The organism is Mesorhizobium sp. 43Arga, assembly GCF_053714255.1.
In genome coordinates this window covers 260,837-282,698 of sequence record NZ_JBSKBO010000009.1, presented here as the reverse complement: position 1 = coordinate 282,698, position 21,862 = coordinate 260,837, and the positions used below count along the sequence as shown (strand labels likewise).

At 63.4% G+C, this 21,862-nt stretch carries 15 protein-coding genes; 4 read left to right on the top strand and 11 right to left on the bottom strand.

Annotated features, from left to right (window positions below; all coding sequences use genetic code 11):
- Positions 1 to 20 precede the first annotated feature (20 nt).
- Positions 21 to 1,469 carry a YcaO-like family protein gene (locus tag ACWGS8_RS27560; RefSeq protein ID WP_454583875.1) on the bottom strand — a complete coding sequence of 483 codons (1,449 nt, stop codon included), beginning with the start codon at positions 1,467 to 1,469 and terminating at the stop codon, positions 21 to 23.
- A gap of 267 nt (positions 1,470 to 1,736) precedes the next feature.
- Here ACWGS8_RS27560 and ACWGS8_RS27555 point away from each other — a divergent pair, with 267 nt between their 5' ends.
- The gene (locus ACWGS8_RS27555; protein WP_454583874.1) at positions 1,737 to 3,290 is read left to right on the top strand and encodes a peroxidase family protein; all 1,554 of its coding nucleotides are present in this window, start codon (positions 1,737 to 1,739) and stop codon (positions 3,288 to 3,290) included.
- A 213-nt stretch (positions 3,291 to 3,503) separates the two neighbouring features.
- On the top strand, positions 3,504 to 4,898 hold the full coding sequence (locus ACWGS8_RS27550) for a peptidoglycan-binding protein (protein WP_454583873.1): 1,395 nt from the start codon (positions 3,504 to 3,506) through the stop codon (positions 4,896 to 4,898).
- A 206-nt stretch (positions 4,899 to 5,104) separates the two neighbouring features.
- Here the strand turns inward: ACWGS8_RS27550 and atzF are convergent, their stop codons facing one another.
- From atzF to ACWGS8_RS27510, 8 genes are read right to left on the bottom strand one after another with little or no spacing between them, the layout of a single operon-like run.
- A complete protein-coding gene (gene atzF / locus ACWGS8_RS27545; RefSeq protein ID WP_454583872.1) occupies positions 5,105 to 6,964 on the bottom strand; it encodes an allophanate hydrolase in 1,860 nt (619 codons plus the stop codon).
- The gene (locus ACWGS8_RS27540; RefSeq protein WP_454583871.1) at positions 6,961 to 7,311 is read right to left on the bottom strand and encodes a cupin domain-containing protein; all 351 of its coding nucleotides are present in this window, start codon (positions 7,309 to 7,311) and stop codon (positions 6,961 to 6,963) included. The genes atzF and ACWGS8_RS27540 overlap by 4 nt, the downstream gene beginning before the upstream one ends.
- Positions 7,304 to 7,972: a cysteine hydrolase family protein gene (locus tag ACWGS8_RS27535; RefSeq protein ID WP_454583870.1), complete on the bottom strand. Its 669-nt coding sequence runs from the start codon at positions 7,970 to 7,972 to the stop codon at positions 7,304 to 7,306. The genes ACWGS8_RS27540 and ACWGS8_RS27535 overlap by 8 nt, the downstream gene beginning before the upstream one ends.
- Positions 7,972 to 9,495: an ABC transporter ATP-binding protein gene (locus ACWGS8_RS27530; protein ID WP_454583869.1), complete on the bottom strand. Its 1,524-nt coding sequence runs from the start codon at positions 9,493 to 9,495 to the stop codon at positions 7,972 to 7,974. The genes ACWGS8_RS27535 and ACWGS8_RS27530 overlap by 1 nt, the downstream gene beginning before the upstream one ends.
- A 10-nt stretch (positions 9,496 to 9,505) precedes the next feature.
- A complete protein-coding gene (gene biuH, locus ACWGS8_RS27525; protein ID WP_454583868.1) occupies positions 9,506 to 10,207 on the bottom strand; it encodes a biuret amidohydrolase in 702 nt (233 codons plus the stop codon).
- Between the two features lie 14 nt (positions 10,208 to 10,221).
- Positions 10,222 to 11,148, bottom strand: coding sequence for an ABC transporter permease (locus ACWGS8_RS27520; RefSeq protein ID WP_454583867.1), 927 nt, complete (start codon positions 11,146 to 11,148; stop codon positions 10,222 to 10,224).
- Entirely contained in the window at positions 11,148 to 12,272 is a 1,125-nt protein-coding gene (locus ACWGS8_RS27515; protein WP_454583866.1) for an ABC transporter permease, read from the bottom strand. The genes ACWGS8_RS27520 and ACWGS8_RS27515 overlap by 1 nt, the downstream gene beginning before the upstream one ends.
- Before the next feature lie 23 nt (positions 12,273 to 12,295).
- Positions 12,296 to 13,423: a BMP family ABC transporter substrate-binding protein gene (locus tag ACWGS8_RS27510; protein ID WP_454583865.1), complete on the bottom strand. Its 1,128-nt coding sequence runs from the start codon at positions 13,421 to 13,423 to the stop codon at positions 12,296 to 12,298.
- Positions 13,424 to 13,720: 297 nt separating this feature from the next.
- On the opposite strand from ACWGS8_RS27510, the gene ACWGS8_RS27505 reads away from it, so the two are divergent.
- Positions 13,721 to 14,395, top strand: coding sequence for a GntR family transcriptional regulator (locus tag ACWGS8_RS27505; protein ID WP_454583864.1), 675 nt, complete (start codon positions 13,721 to 13,723; stop codon positions 14,393 to 14,395).
- 36 nt (positions 14,396 to 14,431) lie between these two features.
- On the opposite strand, the gene ACWGS8_RS27500 is transcribed toward ACWGS8_RS27505, so the two are convergent.
- Together ACWGS8_RS27500 and ACWGS8_RS27495 are read right to left on the bottom strand one after the other, a co-directional pair.
- Entirely contained in the window at positions 14,432 to 15,112 is a 681-nt protein-coding gene (locus tag ACWGS8_RS27500; protein WP_454583863.1) for a redoxin domain-containing protein, read from the bottom strand.
- 17 nt (positions 15,113 to 15,129) lie between these two features.
- Positions 15,130 to 18,429 (bottom strand): adenylate/guanylate cyclase domain-containing protein, encoded by a 3,300-nt coding sequence (locus tag ACWGS8_RS27495; RefSeq protein WP_454583862.1) that lies wholly within the window; start codon positions 18,427 to 18,429, stop codon positions 15,130 to 15,132.
- A gap of 515 nt (positions 18,430 to 18,944) precedes the next feature.
- Between ACWGS8_RS27495 and ACWGS8_RS27490 the strand changes: the two genes are divergently transcribed.
- Positions 18,945 to 21,851 carry a trifunctional glycosyltransferase/class I SAM-dependent methyltransferase/polysaccharide deacetylase gene (locus tag ACWGS8_RS27490; RefSeq protein WP_454583861.1) on the top strand — a complete coding sequence of 969 codons (2,907 nt, stop codon included), beginning with the start codon at positions 18,945 to 18,947 and terminating at the stop codon, positions 21,849 to 21,851.
- Positions 21,852 to 21,862: the final 11 nt, after the last annotated feature.

The following is a 21,862-nucleotide window of genomic DNA, read 5'->3' as shown; positions in this document are numbered from 1 at the left end:
ATCATCTTTGTCCCGCACCTCTACATAAGATCGACGCGGCCGCTCGGGCCGGCCTGATCAATCAGGGAACGAAGCCGGCGTGACCGGAACGGCGACGGAAATGGCTGCAGCCCTGGGACGAAGACTTTGGCGACGGGAATGTCAAACATCGGCGTTGTCAGATCTGCCGCGTATATGCGGTATTGCTTTTTAAGCATATCGCCAACCAAGGATACGAAATTCAAGTCCTTTTCATCATCTTTGTGCATCAGGACGCCACTGGACAGGTGTGAGACGAGGTCAGTGTCGATTGCGCCATGCATCTCGGAGCGCTCCGCCTTTAGGCGGTCGACCTCGTCGAGTTTCTCATCGCGCTGCTCCCTGCGCTTCATTGCCGTCAGGTCGAGAGCTAACTCCATCTGACACATTTCGAGTAGCGCCGCCCTCAGGGCGCTGCCCGCGTCCAGCCTGCAAGCCAGCCCGACTGCCAGACCGCGACCATCCGCGTCGAAGGATAGCGCCGCGATTACAGGCGCGGGAAACTCACCCGATATGTCGAGAAACTGGGTGCATCTGCCGAGCTTCTCCTGTCTTATCCGTGCAAGCAGATCGAGCACACCCGCGCGGGCAAGCGCTTCCAGTCCGATCAGCTGGCCGCCGCGCCTGCTGCGCCACCAGGCGGCAGCCGCATCTCGCTCGATGGTTTCCAGCAGCGCCGAGGTCAAGGCAGCCTCGTGGCTTATCCCTGCGGCGCATCCGCAACTGGTTACCCAGGCGCTTCGGTTTGCGCTGCGAATGAAAAGTGTCTCGGGCAAATAGCCCTGTCTACCGTCGTCCAGCCGGCGCACAGGCACCCATCGGTTACTTTCACCGAAACCGGATTGCACCCGGAAATCGTCTAGGTGTTCAGCCAGGCGAACGTCCTGCCAATGACCTACACCATCTACCATCGTGCGGTTCATCGTCCCGTGCGGCACTTGCCATTCGCTATGATATTCAATGCCCTCGCCGATGCAGGCCTCGAATGCGCGCCCCGGCGTGAGGCCGACGCCGCTGAAGCTGGCAGAAATGGCTGAGACCGAATCTCCCCAGTTGCGGTTTACCTGCGCACCAAAGAAGTACAGCCCCGGTGCGTAGCGAGCGTGCAAGCGGAACAGATTGCCAAAATTTGCCGCGGCTGAGAGTAGTCCTTGGCGGTTATTTGTCGCCATCAAGCCGGGACCTGTATCACCAGAGTCAAGGTAGCCGAGCGCACCGAGCAACCCGCGTGCCATTGCGGCCTGTTCAGGCGCCAAATCTTGCGGCTGTGAACAAAATCGCGCTGCCAGTTCAAACGCGTTTGCGGCGGTCAATCCACAATCCTCGCTGTTGAAGAAGCCTTTCCCTATCGTCTGCCACTTTCGCCCTACGATCTTGATCGGGTCAACAAAACGTTGCGTGCGAGGCGACCCACGCTCGGCAAAGACACGGGAGCTAGAGATGGCCGTCATCTCACGCTGATTTCACGCTAGCTGGTCTAATGGTTGTTTCCGAGATGTCATCTCGACTGGCCCGTAGCTGAACGACCTGAACCGGACCCATCGAGACGATTGAAGATCGGCGCCAATTCGTTTCCTCCCGGGAGCGGCGCCGCGGGGCCATGACCGGATGGGGCCGGTCCTGTGCCTCGCGGCCCACCGGGATGGTCCAACCGGCTTCTTCGACACAGGGCCATCCATCCTGCAATCAAGAAATTCGACAAGACGAGGAGATCAAAAATGGGAACGCATGGCACCCCGCCCCGTGGCATTGATGCGACACGATCGCCGTTGTTCGAAGGCCGCTTCGGCCGCATGTTCCGAAATCTGGCACCCGCAACGTTCGGGGCAAACGACGACGACAACCGGCGCAACCTCAGGGCGCTCGGTTCGGCCATGTCTGCTGAAATCGATGAGCCTAAAGATGGAACCGACGCCGAGGAAAGCGGGATTCCTGCGCTCTACACCTATTTTGGCCAGTTCGTCGACCATGACATCACCTTCGATCCCGTCAGCACGTTGCGCAAATCGCTCGATCCCGATGGGCTGGTGGATTTCCGCACGCCGAGCTTCAATTTAGACAATGTCTATGGCCGGGGTCCGGCCGACCAGCCCTACATGTACACAAAAGAAGGCCGCTTCCGCCACGGCGATGCAATGACAGGAGCCGGTGGCCAGCCCGGACACGACCTGCCGCGCTTCGCCGGACGAGCAATCATCGGCGACCCCCGCAACGATGAAAACAGTCTGGTGTCGCAGCTGCAAGGGCTGATGCTCAACGTGCACAACCGGATGATCGACGACAATCCGGGCCTGGATTTTGAAGCGGTCCAGCAACTCGTCCGCTTCCACTACCAGTATGTTGTCGTGAACGACTTCCTCGCCAGGATCGTTTCGCAACCAATCCTTGACTCGCTCAAGACGGACGGCCGCTTCGATCAAAAGCGATTGCGGTACTATCACTGGCGCAACCTGCCGTTCATGCCAGTTGAGTTTTCGGTCGCCGCCTACAGGCTTGGGCATTCGATGGTCAGGCCCGGCTATCGGCTGAACGACGACAAGCTGCTGCCGATCTTCCCACGCGCCGGCAAGCCACACGAGGAGGCGCTGACCGGCTTCCAGACGATGAAGCCGGGTCGCGCTTTGGACTGGGGTCGACTTATCGACATTGACAAGCGCGCCGGCGGATCGGATCCCGAGACCGGGGATCCGGCGAACGCGCGTCGGCTGCAATTTGCCTACAGGATCGACACATCCCTCGTCGGTTTCCTCCACGATCTGCCGAAAACCGTGGCGGGCGACCCGCCGGCCTCACTGGGCGAGCGCAATCTCTTGCGGGGCTGGCTCCTCGGCCTGCCGTCCGGCCAGAGCGTTGCCCGGGCCATGGGCATCGAGCCCCTGGCCGATGCGGACATCATAATCGGCAAGGCCGTGGACACTCCCGAGGATGATGATGTCGTAGGCCCGATCATCGATGCCGTCACAGCCAAGGGTGGCGACGGCAATGCCTTTGCCGACAACTGCCCACTTTGGACCTATGTCCTTGCCGAAGCGGCAACAAACAAGACCAACATGGCTATCCCGATTACAGGAGGCGGCACCCGTTCCACGCCACAGCTTGGACCGGTTGGCGGCCGGATTGTCGCGGAAGTCTTCGTTGGATTGCTGTTTGGCGACGGCAGGTCTTACCTGTCGCTCGATCCTTTGTGGAAGCCTGTGAGCGGGGCCGGCTTCAGACTGAAGGATCTGGTCGCCTACGGGCTCGGCATGGGGCCACCACTTCACTTCCGGTGAGAACCAATACTTGGCAGCGGGTGAAGTCAGGGGACGACCGGATATGTCGTGGAATCTTCGACAATTCGGCAGGGCGGCTCGTCCCGAAGCAGACGGAGATTCTTGAGATGCCCGCCCCTGCCAGCGCCTGACAAAGGCGCACGGCTTTCCAGTTTGGCGGAAGTTGAGCGTAGTTGAATTTGGTCAATCACTAGTCGATGGGGGATATGGGCAATGGCACTCTTTGATGAATATAAAGAGGGGTATGAGCGCAACTGGGAGAGGCTGGAAATCCGATCCAACCGAGCCAGTGTTGTCAAAAAGGAAGCCAAGCGCATTCTGGATGGCAAGCCGATTTATACTCAGATCGAAAGCCGGACGGGCGTTCCATGGTGGTTTGTCGGACTCTGCCATTACCGTGAGTCTTCGTTAAATTTCGGCACTTATCTCGGCAATGGCCAGCCTCTTGGCCAGCGTACCACGATTGTTCCCAAGGGCCGTGGGCCATTCACCGGGCCGAACGCTTTTGTCGACGGAGCCTTGGACGCTTTGCGGCTGGAGGGCTTTGTCGGCGCCAGCGATTGGGGGATTGCGCGAACTCTGTTCAGGCTCGAGGGGTTCAATGGTTATGGCTACCACGGAAAAGGTGTGAATTCTCCGTACCTTTATGGTGGCTCAACCTTGTACGGGCCGCCCGAGGCGCGGGGCGGCAAGTATGTCAAAGACCATGTTTTCGATCCCAATTTTGTGGATACGCAGCTCGGAACGGCGGTGATCTTCAAGGCTCTCCTTGGCCTTGACCCAACAATCAGCATCGATTCAAACGGCGGTTCGACGACCTTGGAACCAGACGATGAGATGGCAAAGGATGTTGTCTGGCTTCAGCATTCATTGAACGCTCTCGGAGCAAACCCGCAATTGGTCGAAGACGGGAAGAGCGGACCTTTGACCAGGACAGCTCTGTCACGCTTTCAGCAACAAAACGGACTGAACGACACCGGGTTGGCAGATCCCCTTACGATTGCGGCGATTGACCGGCAGCTGCAGCCCAGCCCAGATGGTGCCGCAAGTGATATTCGCGAGAAGCTCGAATCTTTGCAGGCCGCTATTCGCGCGTTGACCGATAGATCGGACAAGGTGCCTGCACCCGCCAATGTAAATACGGCTGGCGTGAACAGCGACCTCGCCGACATTGTCAGTGCGTTGGGAGGTGCCGTTCAGCGCGTGGCGAACACCGTCCCGCCAGTTAATCAGGGCGGTAGCCAGCAAGATCGCTTGCGAAGGGCAATTGATCTGGTCTCGGCCATCCTGCTCCCGGGCCAGGCCAAGGATGCGCCGTTAGGCCCAGTGAATGGTGCGCTCGGTCAGACGATCGGGAATCTGCTCGACGGAAAGAAATCGGCGATTGGTATTGGAGGGGCGATCATTACGCAGCTGCTTTCCAAATTGGCGACTTCGACTGGCGCATCGGGTGACCTGACAGCGGTAGGCACCGCACTGTCGAATATCACGCCAGCCGCGGGGTTAAGCCCTTTCGCAATGCCGTTATTTCTTGGCCTTGCAGCGTGGGGCTTCCTGGGGAAGCTTGAGAAGTGGAATCAGGGAACGTCAACAACCCCACTAAATTGACCCGTATGAATGGGCCGCCCTACTCCAGTGGCCCGGCGGAATGTTTCCCAAGGCAGCTGCGCGGCAGCCGGGCCGATCGCGTTAGGGGTCGGAAGCCGCGTTGAGCCATGGGGCTTCTAAAACACCCAGCCTTTATCATCATCCTGTTGCGGAGGGCGCCGACGCTTCAACCGGCCAAACACGGCGCCCTCACACACACCCTCTGGTCATAGCGCAACGTGCGCAGCGGTGTCGGGAGAGTTGCGCTGCTGATCACTTTGGTCGGCCATGTCCTTATTACGCGCGACAAAGCGGCGCCAGCCGCCGAATGAGGAGATGTCGGAGGCACCATCCAAGCCTGCGGTTTCGACCAGAAAGCCTTTGGCCGGGGTGCCGTCGTGGAGTTCGACCGTGCCAATGCCGAGCGGTGCCGGAATAGCGGCGACGAAACGTCCGAAGGCCCCTGGCTCAAGCCGCCAGACCTCGACGTCAATACGCATGCCGCCATCGGTAACGCGGATCAAGCCGGGCTTGGGCACGGACTGGCCGGCCAGAGCATAGAGTCTATAGGCAGCGGCCGTCTTGGTAGCACGCAGGAATTGTGCTCCGAGCTGGTTGAGCTGACCGTTGAGCGGCATGCCCGACAAATGCGCGCCGACCACCACCAGATCGATCATGCCGTCGCAGGGCGGCGCGGCCACCGGCTGCCGATTGGGCTGCGGCCAGCCCGTGGCGCCGACCGAAAGGCCGCTCTGCTCATGCAAGTCGCGGGCAAGCATCGCCGTCAGCACGTCGCGGCCGGCCGGCGCCAGCAAGGTCACGCCCATCGGCAGCCCGTCGTCGCGCTTGCCTGTGGGCACGGCGATGCCGCACATATCGAGCAGGTTGACGAAATTGGTGTAGGTGCCGAGCCGGCTGTTTGTCTCGACCGGGTCGGCGAGCACGGCGGCGGCGCTGTAATGCGTCGGCGCGGTCGGCACGCAGAACAGGTCGACAGAGGCGATGACCGGGGCGAGCTTGGCGCGATAGGCCTGCAAGGCATAGAGGCCGCGGAAGGCGTCCGCCGCCGACAGCTTCCTAGCGCCGCCGATGATCTTGCGCGTCACCGGATGCATGGCGGCTTCGTTGGCTTCCATGAAATCGCGGATCGCGGCATAGCGTTCGGCCACCCAGGCGCCCTCATAGAGCAGGTTGGCGGTGGCGTAGAAATCGCCGAACGGGATTTCGACCAGCCGGCAGCCGAGCCGCGACAGCATTGCGAGCGAGGCCTCGAAGCCGGCCTCCATCGCCACATCGCCGAAGAATTTCAGGTCGGCTTTTGCCGGGATGCCGACGCTCAGCACCGGCGGGCGCGCGGCGAGCGGCTGGACGGCGATGTCGCGCGAATAGGGATCGGCCGCATCGCGCGCCGCTGCGACGGAGAACACTGCATAGGCGTCGTCGACGGTGAGCGCGAACACCGAGACGCAGTCGAGCGTGCGGCAGGCCGGCACCACGCCGGCGGCCGACAGCGCGCCGACCGTCGGTTTCAGCCCGATGATGTTGTTGAGGCCGGCGGGGATGCGGCCGGACCCGGCCGTATCGGTACCGAGCGCGAAGGAGACGATGCCGCGCGCGGTTGCCACCGCCGACCCCGATGAGGAGCCTCCCGGCACCAGCTCCGCGTCGATGGCGTTGCGCGGGATCGGCCAGGGCGTGCGCACGCCGACAAGGCCGGTGGCGAACTGGTCGAGATTGGTCTTGCCGACCACCAGCGCCCCGGCGGCCTTCAGCCGCGCCACCACGGTGGCGTCCTTGTCCGGCGTATAGGCATATTCCGCGCAGGCGGCGGTCGTCGGCATGCCGGCGACGTCGATGTTGTCCTTGACGGCGAACGGCACGCCCCACAGCGGCTTGCCCACCGGATCGAACGGGCCGAGCTTTTGCGCCTGCGCCAGCATGTCCGCCCGGCTGACCAGATGAATGAAGATACCCGGATCGTCGGCCGCCGCGATGCGGGCGTGCACGGCATCGATCATGGCTGCGACAGTGACGCCGGCGGCATAGCCGGCGTGCAGACTGGCGATATCGAAACGAAGCTCGCTCATTTGGCCTCCCCCAGAATGATCACCGGCAAGTCCCATTGGATCAGCACGACGCAGCCGTCCTTCGTCCATACCGAATGCTCGGTGCCGACCGGGTTCAGGATGACGCTGCCCGCGGGATAACAGCCATTCTCGTCGCTCTGCGTGCCCTCGAGCACGACGATGGTTTCCAGCCCGACATGGCGATGGCGCGGCACGCCGGCACCGGCCCGGTAGTCGAGGATCGCCACCGACGGCTCGACAGGCCCACCCTTGAGCAGCCAGTGCACCGTGATGCCCTCGCGAAAAGGCTCAAACGCCAGGTCGCGCCAGCCGCCACCGACGAGGCCGGCAAAACTCAGGTTACCCATGAGCAAGTCCCTGCAGTACCTGGCCGGTCGTCGCCGTCCAGCCGACGATGGCGCCCTGCGCACGGATCATGGCGATCGCCGCCGCCTTGAACTCCGGGAAATAGCTTTCCGTGGCATCCTCGGCGAGCAGGCACTCGTAGCCGCGATCGTTTGCCTCGCGCATCGTCGTTTGCACGCACACCTCGGTGGTGACGCCGGCAAAAACCAGTTGCTGCGCGCCGAGTCGCTTCAGCTCGTCGCCGAAACTTGTGGCATAGAAGGCGCCCTTGCCCGGCTTCTCGATGACGATCTCGCCAGGCAGCGGCTTGAGTTCGTCAAGGATAGCCGTGCCGGGCTCGCCGACGATCAGCACCCGGCCCATCGGCCCGACATCGCCGATGCGGATCGACGGATTGCCGCGGTCGCGCTTGGCCGGCGGCAGGTCGGAAAGGTCGGCGCGATGACACTCCATCGTGTGGATCACCGGCAGGCCGGCGGCGCGGAACCCCTCGATCAATCTCTTCACCGTCGGCACGATCGCCGCGACACGGCTGACATCGTTGCCGAGGCTGGCGCCGAAACCGCCCGGCTCGGCGAAGTCGCGTTGCATGTCGATGACGACCAGCGCCATCGTGTCGGGCTTGAAGGCAAAGGCAAAAGGCTGCGCATCGATTTCCGCCATCAGTGGTGTCCCGCCATATGCTCGCCGATGGTCTGCACGCTCGCCCCGGTGATCGGCGTCTCGTAGACCAGCGCCCCGTCCGACATCACGAAGATGCGGTCCGACAGTTCCAACAACTCGTCGAGGTCTTCCGACATCAACAGAACCGCGGCTCCGGCATTGCGCGCCTTCATGATGCGGGCGCGGATCTCGGCTACCGCCGAGAAGTCGAGGCCGAAGCATGGGTTGGAGACGATCAGCAGATCAACCTCGCCGGTCAGCTCGCGCGCCAGTACCGCGCGCTGCACATTGCCGCCCGACAGCGAGGCGATGGGTGACGATAGCGAGGCGGTCTTGACCTTGAACTGCTCGACCAGCCTGGCGCTAAAGGCCCTGATGGCACTGCTGCTGATCCAGCTCACCGGCCGGCCGTTGCCGTCCATATCGAAGGTGCGGAAGGAGATGTTCTCGGCCACCGTCATTTTCGGTGCGCAGGCATTCTTCAGCGGTTCCTCGGGAATGAGCCGCACATTGAGCGCGCGCGCCTCTGCGCGCGTCGCCGCATAGGCGGAGCCGCGCACCAGCACTTCGCCGGCCTCGCGCGGCCGCTGGCCGGCCAACACCTCCAAAAATTCCTTCTGGCCGTTGCCGGAAATGCCGGCAATGCCGACGATCTCGCCCGAACGCACGCCGAGATCCGCGATGCTGATCGACTTCAGCCCGGTGCGGTCCGGCGCCTTCAGCGATTTGACCTTGAGCACGATCTCGGCGTCCGGCCTTGGCGCGGCACGGCTGTCGAGTGCGGCAATCGGCTGGTCGCCGATCATCATCGCCGCCATCGCCTTATGGTCGAGATCGGCGACGCGGCCGGTCCCCGTCAGCTTGCCCTTGCGCAGCACGCTGACTTCGTCGGCGAATGCCGTCACCTCATGGAATTTGTGCGAGATCATCAGCACGGTGAGGTCGCCCGCCCTGGTCATGTCGCGCACCAGCCCCAGCACTTCCTGCGCTTCGCCGGGCGTCAGCACCGATGTCGGCTCGTCCAGCACCAGGAAGGAGCGCCCGAGATAGAGCTGCTTGATGATTTCAAGCTTCTGCTTCTCGCCAGCCGCGAGCTCCGCCACCTTGATGTCGAGCGGCAGCTTGAACGGCATGCGCTCCATGAAAGCGGCAAGCTCGCCGCGCTCCTTGCGCCAGTCGATGATGCCTGGAACTTTCTCGCGCGAGATGACGAGGTTTTCCGCGCCGGTCAGCGAGGGGACGAGGGTAAAGTGCTGGTAGACCATGCCGAGCCCGAGCGCCGAGGCGTCGCGGGGACTGGCAATCGCCACCTCGCGGCCATCGACGAGAATGTCGCCGGAGGTCGGGTGATAAAAACCCATCATGCATTTGACCAGCGTCGACTTGCCGGCGCCGTTCTCGCCGAGCAGCGCGTGGAACGAGCCCGCCGGCACCTTAACCGACACGGCGTCCAGCGCCGTGAAGCCGCCGAAGCGCATGGTCATGCCGATGGTTTCGACGCCGACCGCTTTCCTGTCGCTCATCGCGGCGTCCTCACGGCAGCTGCGCGACGAGCGCCTTCGAATTCGACACCGTGCCGAAGACGCCGCCTTGCATCTTGATCATCTTGATCGCCGCCAGATGGTTGCCGTGGTCGGTCGCCCCGCAGCAATCCTCCAGCATCATGCATTCATAGCCGCGGTCATTGGCCTCGCGCATGGTGGTGTGCACGCAGACATCCGTGGTGATGCCGGTGAGCACGATGTTCTCGATGCCGCGCTGGTTGAGGATCAGCTCCAGATCGGTGGCGCAGAACGAGCCCTTGCCGGGCTTGTCGATGATCGGCTCACCCTCGAGCGGGTAGAGATCGGGGATGATGTCCCAGCCCGGCTCGCCGCGCACCAGTATGCGTCCGCACGGGCCGGGGTCGCCAATGCCGGCATTGATGCGGCGCGAGCGCCAGCGCTTGTTGGCCGGCAGGTCGGCGAGATCTGGCCGGTGCCCCTCGCGCGTGTGGATGATGGTGTAGCCCTTGGCCCGCATCGCCGACAGCACCGCCTTGATCGGTTCGATCGGCGCGCGCACCAGCGACAAATCGTAGCCCATATGATCGACATAGCCGCCCGGTCCGCAGAAATCGGTCTGCATGTCGATGATGATCAACGCCGTGTTGTCGGGGCGAAGTTCGCCATTGTAGGGCCATGGATACGGGTCGGCCTGGATATAGCGCTGGGTGATTTCGGCTCTGGCGTTCATGGCAAAAACTCCAGTTATTTGGTGATCGACAATTCGCCCGGCGCACCCGCTAGCGAGCGTGTCGGCGAGGAGGTGGCGATCATGATGACGAGGGTGAGGATGTAGGGGGCGGCGTAGAACAGATAGTAGCCTTGCGTGACACCGACCGACTGCAGCGCCGGTCCGAGCGCGCCGGCGCCGCCGAACAGCAGGGCGGCGACAAAGCAGCCGAGCGGATTCCAGCGCGCGAAGATGACCAGTGCCACCGCCATCAGGCCCTGGCCCGACGAGATGCGCTCTGTCCAGCTGCCGGGATAATAGAGCGACAGGTAGGCGCCGCCGATGCCGGCCAGCGCGCCGCCGACGCCGGTGGCGACGAGGCGCACCGTATTTGGGTTTAGGCCCATGGCGCGTGCCGCGTCCGAACTGTCGCCGACGACGCGCACGATCAGCCCGGCGCGGGTGTTGCGGAAGGCCCACCACAGGACGAGCGAAAGTGCCGCCCCGATCAGGAACAGGACGTTAACGTCGAGCGCCGCCTGCACCTGCGGGATATCGGACCAGGCACCAAAGGGAATGGCCGGAAGGTTGGGCGCCTTCGGCTTGATGAACGGCTTGCCGAAGAAGAAGGCGAGCCCCGAGCCGAACAGCATCAGGGCGATGCCGATGGCGATGTCGTTGACTTTCGGGAATTTGCAGATCCAGCCATGGAACAGGCCGAAGCCAAGGCCAGCCGCAGCGGCTGCCAGCAGACCGAGCCATGGCGAATTGGTCATGACAGCAACTGCATAGGCGGTCATGGCGCCGAAGACGAGCGTGCCTTCGAGCCCCAGATTGATGCGGCCGGAGCGCTCGGTGATCGCCTCGCCCAGCGAGACGAAGATGAAAGGGGTCGACACACGGACGGCGCCGCCCAGAATGGCCAGCGGCACGCCCCAAAGGCCGATTTCGGTCGCGTCCATCACGAGGCCCTCTGCCACAAATCGGGATTGAAGGCCTTGAAGCGGCCGTACAAGGTTTCGCTGAACAGGATGACGATGAAGAACATGCCTTGCAGCACCAGCACGGTGGCGTCGGGCAGGTCCATGCGGCGCTGGATCAGCCCGCCGGACGCGTCGATGCCGCCAAGCAGGATGGCGACCGGGATGATAGCCAGCGGGTTGTGGCGGGCGAGGAAGGCGACGAGGATGCCGGTATAGCCATAGCCGGCGGCGAGCGAGCCGTTGGCGCTGCCTTGCACAGCAGCAACTTCCAGCATGCCGGCAAGCCCGGCGAAGCCGCCCGCCAATGCTGTGAAGCCGACGATGAGCGGTCCGACAGCCAGCCCCTGCACCTGCGCTGCCCTGACATTGCCGCCGGCGATGCGGGCGGAAAAGCCCCAGCGGGTCTTTTCGATCAGGACCCAGGAGAGGACGCAGGCGACGACGCCGACGGCAAGCCCCCAATGCACGTCCATGCCCGGCATGTTGCCGATGCGGTAGATGTCGGCCAGCGGTTGCGTCGACGGCTTGTTGAGCGAGGCCGGGTCGCGCAGCGGTCCTTCCACCAACTGGTTCATCAGCGCGATGGCGATGTAGGCCATCAGCAGGCTGGAGATGGTTTCGTTGACGGCCCGGTAGTGGCGCAGCGCGCCGACGGCACCGATCCAGATACCGCCGGCGGCCAGGCCCGCCACGCCCATGGCAAGGATGACGATTAACGATGGCGCGCCGCTCAGCGCCGCGCCGATAGCAGCGGCGGCGACGCCGCCCAGCACGATGGCGCCCTCGCCGCCGATGACGACGAGGCCGAGCCGCGCCGGCAGCGCAACGCAAAGTGCCGCCAGAAGCAGTGGTGCGGCCCGCGACAGCGAGTTCTGGATCGAGAACCAGGAGCCGAAGCCGCCCCGCCACATGGTCTCGTAGAGCAGCACCGGCGACTTGCCGACGAGCGCGATGAACAGGCTGAACAGCACCATGCCGACGATCAGCGCCGCCAGCGGAATGACGAAAGCCTCCGCCCGCCGCGCAGTCCACTCCAGCGCCGCCGGATAGCCCCTGGCGCCGAGCATGGCCGGCGCCTCCGCACTGCTGATCGTATCCGTCATGGTCCCCGTCTCCGCGCTCAGCTTCAGGCGGTCGAGCCGACGACGCCCTCGACGAGATAGTCCATGCTTTCGAGCTCGATGGCGGTCTCGACGAAGGCCTGGCCTTCCGTCGCCACGACGGCGCCCTTGTTGCTTTTCAGCGGGCCCTTGATGACGGAGAAGCCGCCCTTCATCATTTCGGCCAGAGTGGCGTCGAATTGCTTGCGGGCCGGCGCCCCGACGGCGGGGCCGAGCGGGCTCATCTTGACGAAGCCGTCGGCCAGCCCACCGCGGGTGAAATTGGGCAGCGGCGTGCCGGCGACGAGGTCATCGACGAACATCTTGTAGACCTTCGCCCAGTTCCACTCGGCCCCGGTGAGGTATTTTTCCGGCGCCAGCGGGCTCTGGTTGGCGTGGTAGCCGCAGACGAAGGCGCCCCGGCCCGCAGCCGTCTCGACCACCACTTTCGGGCTGTCGACATGGCAGGTGATAACATCGGCGCCCTGGTCGACCAGCGCGTTGGTGGCTTCCGCTTCCTTCACCGCCAGCGACCACTCGCCGGTGAAGATGACCTGGCAGGTGATGGTCGGATCGACTGAACGCGCGCCGAGCAGGAAGGAATTGATGTTGAGCAGGACCTGCGGAATGGGCTTGGCAGCGACGAAGCCGAGCTTCTTGCTCTTCGAGGTGTGGCCGGCGACGACGCCGTTCAGGTACTGGCCCATGCCGATATAGCCGAAATAGGAGCCGGCATTCATCGGGTGCTTGGCCTTGTCCCACATGCCACCGCAATGGCGGAACTGCACGCCGGGGAATTTCGCGCACATGGCCAGCATGTGTGGATCGAAATAGCCGAAGGAGGTCGGGAAGATAAGCGAGGCGCCGTCGAGATTGATCATCGATTCCATCGTCTTCTGGACATCGACCGTTTCCGGCACGTTCTCCTCCTCGACGACGGTGATACCCTCGATGCCCTTCAGTGTCGCCGCCCCCTCGGCATGCGCCTGGTTGTAGCCATAGTCGTCCTTCGGCCCGACATAGATGAAGCCGACGGTGGCGGTGGCGGCAAAGGCCCGCGAGATGGGAAAGGACGCGGAGGCAAGTCCGAATGCCGCTCCGGCGGCGGAGGTCCTGAGCAACTGGCGGCGGCTAAGCATGAATCGGTCGGTCATCTCTTATGCTCCCCTGTAGGACCCTTTCCGGGTCGGTTAACGCCTTCTCAAGAAAGTGCATGCAATCGCTGTGCCAATTCGAATTGACAAATTTAGCCAATGAAATCAATGATAGCGGCAACACCCCATGCACAAGTGAGAGGCAATTGCATACACTTTTTGCCTTTGGAACAGCCAATTTGACAGGCAGATTAAAATATAGGCATAGAAGGTATGGCCTGAGTCGTTCCGGTCGGCCACTGAGGGCCTGAGGTCCGAAACACGGGAGGCGACGCAGATTTGTCGGGAAAGCGCAGCTTGATCCGCTCGGGCACGACCGTCGATCAGATGGTGAGGGCGATCGGCGACCGCATCGTCACCGGCGTGCTGCGTCCGGGCGAAAAACTCGACGAGGTCTCGCTTGCCGCCCGCTTCGAGGTTTCACGGACGCCGGTGCGTGAGGCACTCGGCCAGCTCAGCGCCATGGGTCTCGTCGAGCGGCGGCCTAACAGGGGCGCCATCGTCGCCGTCGTCACGCAAGAGCACCTCACCTCGATGTTCGAAAGCATGGCCGAATTGGAAGGCATATGCGCGCGCTTCTGCGCCGAGCGCATGACCGGTGGCGAGCGCCGCGCGCTCGAGACCGAGCATCAGGCCTCGGCGCGGCTGGTGCGGTTGGGCGCCGAGGAAGACTATGAATATTTCAACACCGAGTTCCATAGCCGGCTCTATCGTGGCGCTCACAGCATGCACATCCAAGAGCTGACCGCGACGACGCGCAGCCGGCTGGCCCCCTTCCGCCGCGCCCAGTTCAGGCTGGCCGGACGCCTGGCCAAATCCTGGCAGGAGCATGACGCCATCGTCACCGCGATCCTGCGTGGCGACGGCGCTGCCGCCGGCAAGGCCGCGCGCGACCACGTCTCCATCGTCAGTGAAGCGAGCGCCGTGTTTGTCGTTGACGATCGGGCGCGAGCCGAGCCGCAGCAGTCGTAGCGGCCGATCGAGAAGGAATTTGCCTAGTTCGCAAGTCTATTGGGCGACTTGGGACACGGCTGACATCAGCTCCTGCGGGCTTGGCGCCCCAAACATGTATCGTCCACCCTCTGGAACCTCCGTGAAGCTCCAGCGGACGATCCCCTGCCGGTCCAGCAGGAACTGACCGACCAGTTGTCCGTGTCCGGTTGCCATCATTTGCTCGTCGGCCTCGGTCAGTTCGTAATGGTCCTTCTTGTCGAGGATTTCGCCGGCCGCGAAAGGATCCATAGGACCGGGCAACACGCCTGGCATGTCGACCCGCATATCCTTTGCCGCTGCCATCGAGACCTTGTACGGCCAGTTCGTCTCGTTTTGGGTGAATTCGAGATTGGGCAGTCCGAAAGCACGATGTGAAGCGCGTTCAGGGTCGGAGGCTGCAAGCAGATTCGGCATCGGGTGATAGCGGAAATAGAGACGCGCCCGTTCGATCGGCGTGTTGACCACCGTCAGGCTCTCCACGCCCTTTTCACGCAGCTCCGGATCAAGCCGCGCCTGGGCGGCGATATGGCGCCGGCAAAACGCACAATGCAGGCCTCGAAACAGGCCGACCAGCACCGGCTTTTGACCGCGAAAGTCGTCAAGCGCGATCTTGCCTTCCTGGGTGATGGCGTCGAGTATCACGTTCGGCGCGCGGTCGCCCGGTTGAAGCGGTACCAAGTCACTAGGCGCGGACATTTCAACCTCCCACCCGGCTAGTCGAGAAAAGGCAGCACCACAAGCGCTTCCGGGTCGAGCCCGTGCTGGGCGCATATACCCTGCGCCAAGGAAAAGTAACGTTCGGCCTCGGTTAGATTGTCGAGGTCGAGACTAAGCGTTGCAAGACCATCATAGCACGGAAACAGCAGTTGGGGTTCGCCCGTTTCGCTGGCTACGTCCAGTGCTTCGTGGAACAAGCCGACCGCCAGTTCCGGACGGCCATTGCACTGGTGGATCTGCCCGAGCACGATCAACGGCACCGGCAGGTGCTCGCGCTGGTCGAGCGCCCGGTCGATCTCGATGGCCTTCTCGGCAGCAGGGATGCCCTCCGTTGGGCAGCGATCCGTGAAAGTACAACAAGCGACCGCCAGATTGGCGAGGAGGCGCGCCTGGAAACCCAGATCACCAATATGGCGCGCCACTTCAAGACCGCGCCGGCAGACCTCCATCGCCTTTGCCGGATCGATGGTCGTGTAAAGCACACCGAGATTGGTGTAGCCGCGGCAGGCCGCGCCGAGCAGTCCGGCGGCCTCGGCCAATTCAATGCTACGCTCAACCTGACCCACGGCTTCACGGTTTCGGCCAAGGCGAGCCAGCGCGACAGCCTTGGTATTGAGTGCCTCGGCGGTAACAAGGGTGGCATCGCACCCTTCCTCGGAGGCAGGCTCCGTCGTCAGAGCGGCGACGCAATCCAGCGCCGCGTCCGCCCATTTTGCCGCGAGAGCGTGATCTCCGCTACGGAACGCCTGTCGGCCACGTTCTTGCCAGAGATGCGCCTGCTCGATCGGGGCATCCGCCCCTTCGAGGAGCGCTGCCGCTTCGGCATAGCGGGATTCTGCGTTGTCGCGCTTGCCGACGTCCCACAGCAGCCGACCGATTTTGCGCAGAACGCGCGCCGAAGCGACACGATCGGCTGACTCGCGGTATGCCTGCAACACCGTCTCGTAGTGCTGATGCGCGATCTCGCGGCGGCCTACCGGGCCGCTCAAATCGGCAATGCGCTCCGCGATTGCCAGTTTGAGCGGTGTTTGCCCGGTCGCGCCCAACGCAGTCAGTGCCCGCTCGTAGAAACGAAGGGCGTCGTCGTTGGCGTAGATCATGCGAGCGCGATCGCCCGCCGCCTGCAGATAGTGCGCGCCCTTCTCCCGCTCGGCGCTCTGTGCGAAATGATGACCGAGCACGGTCAAATCCTCGAGCCGTTCCGGTCTGTCGCCGCACAGTTGCTCCAAGGCAGCACCGACGCGCCCGTGGATGTCGGTCCGGCGTTGCAGGAGCAGATTCTGGTAGATGACATCCTGCAACAACGTTTGCGTAAAGCGGTAGCTTTGCGACGAGACCGAGCCTGATCCGGCAACTTCCTCGATGATTTCGGCATCGCAAAGCAGTTCGCAGCCGGCTTCCAGGCGGCCGGGGTCGGCTGTCACGGCCTTCAGAAGGGTGGCGTCGAAGCGCGGACCGATAACCGCGGCTTCCTGGGCCAACCGGCGCACCTCTTGGGGCAGCCGGTCGGCGCGGGCAAGCAACATTGCCTGGATCGTGGCGGGAATGCCGGTTGTGGCCTCGCCTGCCACAGTCCGCCATCGCTGGCCCTCGCGCACCAGTACACCTCGATCGATAAGGCCGCGAACGATCTCCTCCAAAAAAAGGGGGTTGCCGCCCGCGCGCTCGAGGATCTGGTCGAGAAGCGTTCCTGCGGAGTTGACCCAGCTCTCGCCGAAAAGCGCCGCCAGCAGGCTGCGTCCGTGGTCGCGGCTGAGCGGTGAAAGCCTGAGCGCCGTGTGACTGACCCGACTTGAGTCGAGCTGGCCGTGGTCCGGCTCCGGACGATGCGTGACCAGCAACATCAACCGCGTGCGCTCCAACCTGTCCATCACGAAACGGAGTGCCTCGAGCGACACGGCGTCGGCCCAATGCAGGTCTTCGACGACGATCAACAGCGGCGACAACGCAAGCCGCCGTTCGATGATTGTGCGGACTGCGTAGAGAATTTGCCGCCGCAGCTGCTCCGGCTCGACATGCTGCAAGGTGGCATCGGGGTCGCCAAGACCAAGCACATGGTAAAGCAAGGGCATCAGGCGCTTCGCCTCCTCGCCCTGTAGGCCGAGATCGGTCAGCAAGCCTGCGAGCTTCCCCCGCATTTCATCCCCATTGTCGTTCTGCATCATCCCGGCAGCGCTGCGCACCACCGCGCCCAAGGCGCCAAATGATCGTTCGCCCAGCGGTGAGCACGTGGCCTGCCGCACGGCGACGTTGCGAAAACGATCCTCGTCGCCGACGCGGGCGACGAACTCCTTCACCAGCCGCGATTTCCCGATACCGGCTTCTCCAACAAGGCGGACAAGTTGGGCCGAGCCGCCGCACGCCTGGTCAAGGCTCGCCAGCATTCTATGGAGCTCCGCTTCACGACCTATCATCGGCGCGCTGAGGCCGAGTGCATCGAGCCCACGTGCCGCACGCGGCGCCGCAAGCGGTGCATACAGCCGATGGACGAGCACACTGCCAGCCTTGCCGCGAAGCACGACATCGCCCAGCGGCTCGTAGGAGAAGGCATGCCGGGTCAGCCTGTGAGTGAGCTCGCCTACAAGCACCTCACCCGGTGCGGCCAACGATTGCAGGCGTTGCGCCGTATTCACCGTATCGCCGGTCACCGAATAGGATTTGGCGGTGCCGATGCCCAATCCGCCAGTGACGACCGGGCCGGTGTTTATGCCGATGTGGAGCAACAGGGGCGAGCCGGAGTTGGGGGCGCTTTCGCCCAGCCGCGCCGTCCGTGCGATCATGTCGAGAGCGGCGCGAAGCGCACGTTCCGGATCGTCCTCATGCGCGACGGGCGCCCCGAACAGAGCGAGCAGTGCATCGCCGATGAATTTGTCGACGAAACCACCGAAGTTTCGCACGGCCGCCGTCAATTCCTTGAACAGTTCGTTCTGCAGCGCTTGCATGACCTCGGGGTCGAGCTGCTCGCTAAGTGTCGTGAAGCCGCAAAGGTCGGCGAACAGGACCGTTACCGTCCTGCGATCGGCGTCGGAAACGGGATGCAGCCCTTCATCGCTTTCGATGTTGGCAAGCAGCGACGGCGTTCGAGAAGGCGGCACAATGGTCCGGCTTGGTGCCGGAGCAGGCCGTTCGACGGCTTTTGCGGGCGCACCGACGCTTGCCCCACATTTCGGACAGAACTCGAAATCAGGTGCGCAAGGGTAGCCGCAACTGGCGCATGGCACAGGCTGGCGCTTGCCGCACCTCGGACAGAAAGCGTATCCGCTCTCAACCTCGAAACCGCAGCCCGAGCAGTCCATCGACAAGACCTCACTAGCTGCCGCGACGGCGTGATCTCGCTACGCACGTCACGGCCAGGGTATTCACAAGGATGAACCGTTAGCCGTCGACCGGCAAGCGGCAGCGCAAATCGGCATCGAGCGCTCGGTGTGGGGCACGGCGGTGTCGATTCGGGCGGCTGCTGGCCGTCCTTTGCGAAAGTTCCCTCTCGCCCCCGTCTTCCTGCCATCACGGAGATGAGGAGGCGGACCCATGAGCGGGAAGCGCAAGCCCAGGCGCATCGACCTCAGCTCCAGGCCGTCGTGCATGAGCGCTTGCCGTTCAGACCTGTCTTCGAGTCCTTTTTGCCTGCTTTCAGTTCGTCCCTATCTTGACAAGAGCATTGCTGCCATCCGATGCCCTCATCCGCTCTTTGACATTTGCCGACGAAAACGAAAGCTTGATGATCCAGGACAATGCTGCCGCAGGCGCTGTGGTACCGGTGATCAGTGCCGAGCGAACCGGACGTGGGTAAGACGGCGTGGTGTATAGTCCCTTGGTCTCAGTCGTGGTTCCCGTGCACAACGCGGAGGCGACGCTAGCGCGCGCGCTCGATGGCCTTCTCGATCAAGAATTTGCGGATTGGGAGGCGATCATTGTCGACGGCGCCTCCACGGACCGTACCAGCACGATCATCGCCGGTTATTTGGAGCGCGATGCCCGATTTCGGACGTTGACGTCTTGCGCGTATAGCGCCTCCGGCGCGCGCAACAGCGGAATTTCGGCCGCGCGCGGCCGCTGGCTGATGTTTCTGGATTCGCACGATTGGGTGGATGCCAGTTTCCTTGCGAAAATGCTGGCCGCACTGCAAACCGCTCCCGATGCGGTGGCTGCCTATTGCGGGTCTCGGTGTGTGACGCCCGATGGCGAACTCACCCCGTCGAGCATCTCGACGGAGGTCGCGATCCAGCCCTTCGAAACTTTCGCCCGACGGTGTGCCATTCGCACGCACGCGCTGCTGGTCGATCGGCAGACTATTGTCGAGTTGGGCGGTTTCGACGTGTCGTTGCGCACCTGCGAGGATTGGGACCTGTGGCAGCGCCTCGCACGCCTGGGCAAACGTTGGGTGATGGTCGACGAACCGCTTGCTTTCTATCGGATGCGCCTCAACGCGCTCTCCCGCAATTCGACGCAGGTGCTAGCGGATGCGGAAATGGTGATCGCCCGGGGCTTTTCGCCTGATCACAGGGTCAAACACCCGGCATCGGCTCACGCCAATGGAGCGATCGAGGCGAACGGCTGCACCGCCGCCGAGGCACTCGCGTGGTTTGCGTTGTGGAACGCCGCCTTGGATTGCGGCTCCGGCTCGCTCCCGATCAACCGGCAGTCCCTGCGCGCGCTCCCTGTGGGGCGTAAGTGGGCGCGGGAGGTCGCCAAGGCGGTTTTCGACGGCCTCATGGCAGGAAGCCTGTCGGGGCCGGCGCAATTGGCTGCCAGGTGGGACAGGTTCGGCGGTGCCCTCGGCGATTTGATCATCGAACTCGGCAAGGTCTGGGACAATCCGGTAGCTGGCCGCCGCGCCCAGTATCACCTTGAGCAAATGCTTCTCGACCTCGACGACCTTGCCGCGCCGCGCAGACTGGGGCGGACACTCGGAATTCGCGTCGACGTTCGAAATCCGGCCGCGATCGAAATTCCGGAAGGAGTCGATCAGATTTATGCCTATCTGATGATGGACGGCCAGATCGAGGCCCGCGTGCAGTTCGGCGTGCTCGGCAAGGTGACAAGGCCTCATTGGATCCAACTAGCGCTGGATTTCGTACCCCATGAGCGGTTTGCACCGCAAAAGGGCGGCGGGTCAAACATGTTTGCAGCCGACGGATTGTTGTCCAAAGCGGGGCGCCGGTCTGATCGGGACAGCCATTTCGGCAAACTCGCGCGATTGGCCGCGGAAGCGCAGGAGCTGGTTCGGTCGAGCGCCGAAACCGTGGAAGCTGTTGCTGCGCCGCGCCGCGGAGCGGCCGCGGATCGGCGTGACAATGATCGCACGGCGTTCTGGAACCGCCATTTCGCGACCGAGGATCCCTGGAACTACGGTTCGCCCTATGAGCAGGAAAAATATCAACGGCAGCTCGAAATTCTGCCTGCCGGTCCCATCGGACGGGCGCTTGAGCTGGCGTGCGCCGAGGGCCACTTCACGCGGCAGCTGGCGCCGCGAGTGGGCCGTTTGACCGCAGCCGACATCTCCGCCGTAGCCGTGGAGCGGGCGCGCGCGCGATGCAGCGATCAGCCGAATGTCGAGTTGGGCGTGCTGGATTTCTCCGTGGACACGCTCCCGGGCGAGATGGATCTGATCGTCTGTTCGGAAGCGCTCTACTACCTGGATGATCTCGCAGAGTTGCGGCGCGTCGCCAAGAAACTCGTCGACGCGCTGGCGCCAGGCGGCAGTTTCGTCAGCGCGCACCCGTTCGCGCTGGGTGACAATCCTGCAAGGACCGGCTTCGACTGGAACACATTCGGTGCGCAAGCGATCGCAGAGACGCTGGCAGCGTCCGAGGGCCTCGTCCTCGAGCGATCCATCCAGACCGAGCTCTATCGCATAGACCGCTTCCGCCGCCTGTCACCAGGCGACGTCGCGACGGAACCGATGATCGATCATGTCCCGATCCGAGCGCCCGTCGACATGGGGGTGGCGCGAAAGATCGTCTGGGGCGGGGCGCGGGCCTTGCGCCGCGACGTGGCGCGCAGCGAGCGGCGGCAACGTATCCCTGTCCTCATGTATCACAGCGTCTGCGATGATGGTCCAGCCGCGCTCGCCCGCTTTCGGTGCACGCCCGCCGCATTCGGCAGCCAGATGGCATGGCTGCGCGCCAATGGCTTTCATGCGATTACGTCCGAGCAGCTGGAATGGTTCATCGTCAACCGTCGCCCTTTCGCCGGCCGCCCGGTGCACATCACGTTCGATGATGGCTTCCAGGACTTTGCCGACCATGCCTGGCCGATCTTGCGCAAGAACGACCTGACCGCAGAAGTGTTCCTGGTGACGGATTTGGTGGGTGAAACGGCGCGGTGGGACGCCGTCAATGGTTCGCGGACGCAGCTTATGGACGCCGGGACGGTGCGACGCTTCGCCTGCGAAGGCGCGTTCTTCGGAAGCCATCTGGCGACGCATCGCGCGATCGATGGTCTATCAAGCTCTGACCTGGCCGCCGAACTCCTGCGCTCTCGTATGTTCATCGAACAATGGACCGGTCGGCCAACTACGGCGTTCGCGGCACCCTACGCGGTCACTGACCGACGGCTTGGCCGGCTGGCCAGGGAGTGTGGCTACCGGATCGGCTTCGGCGGCAGACACGGGCCGGCTGGCCTCGATAGCGATCCCATCGACCTCCCGCGCATCGAGATTCGCGGGGATCGCTCGCTTGATGACTTTGCTGCAAAAGTTGAGGCCGCGCTCGAATGAGCAGCCGGATC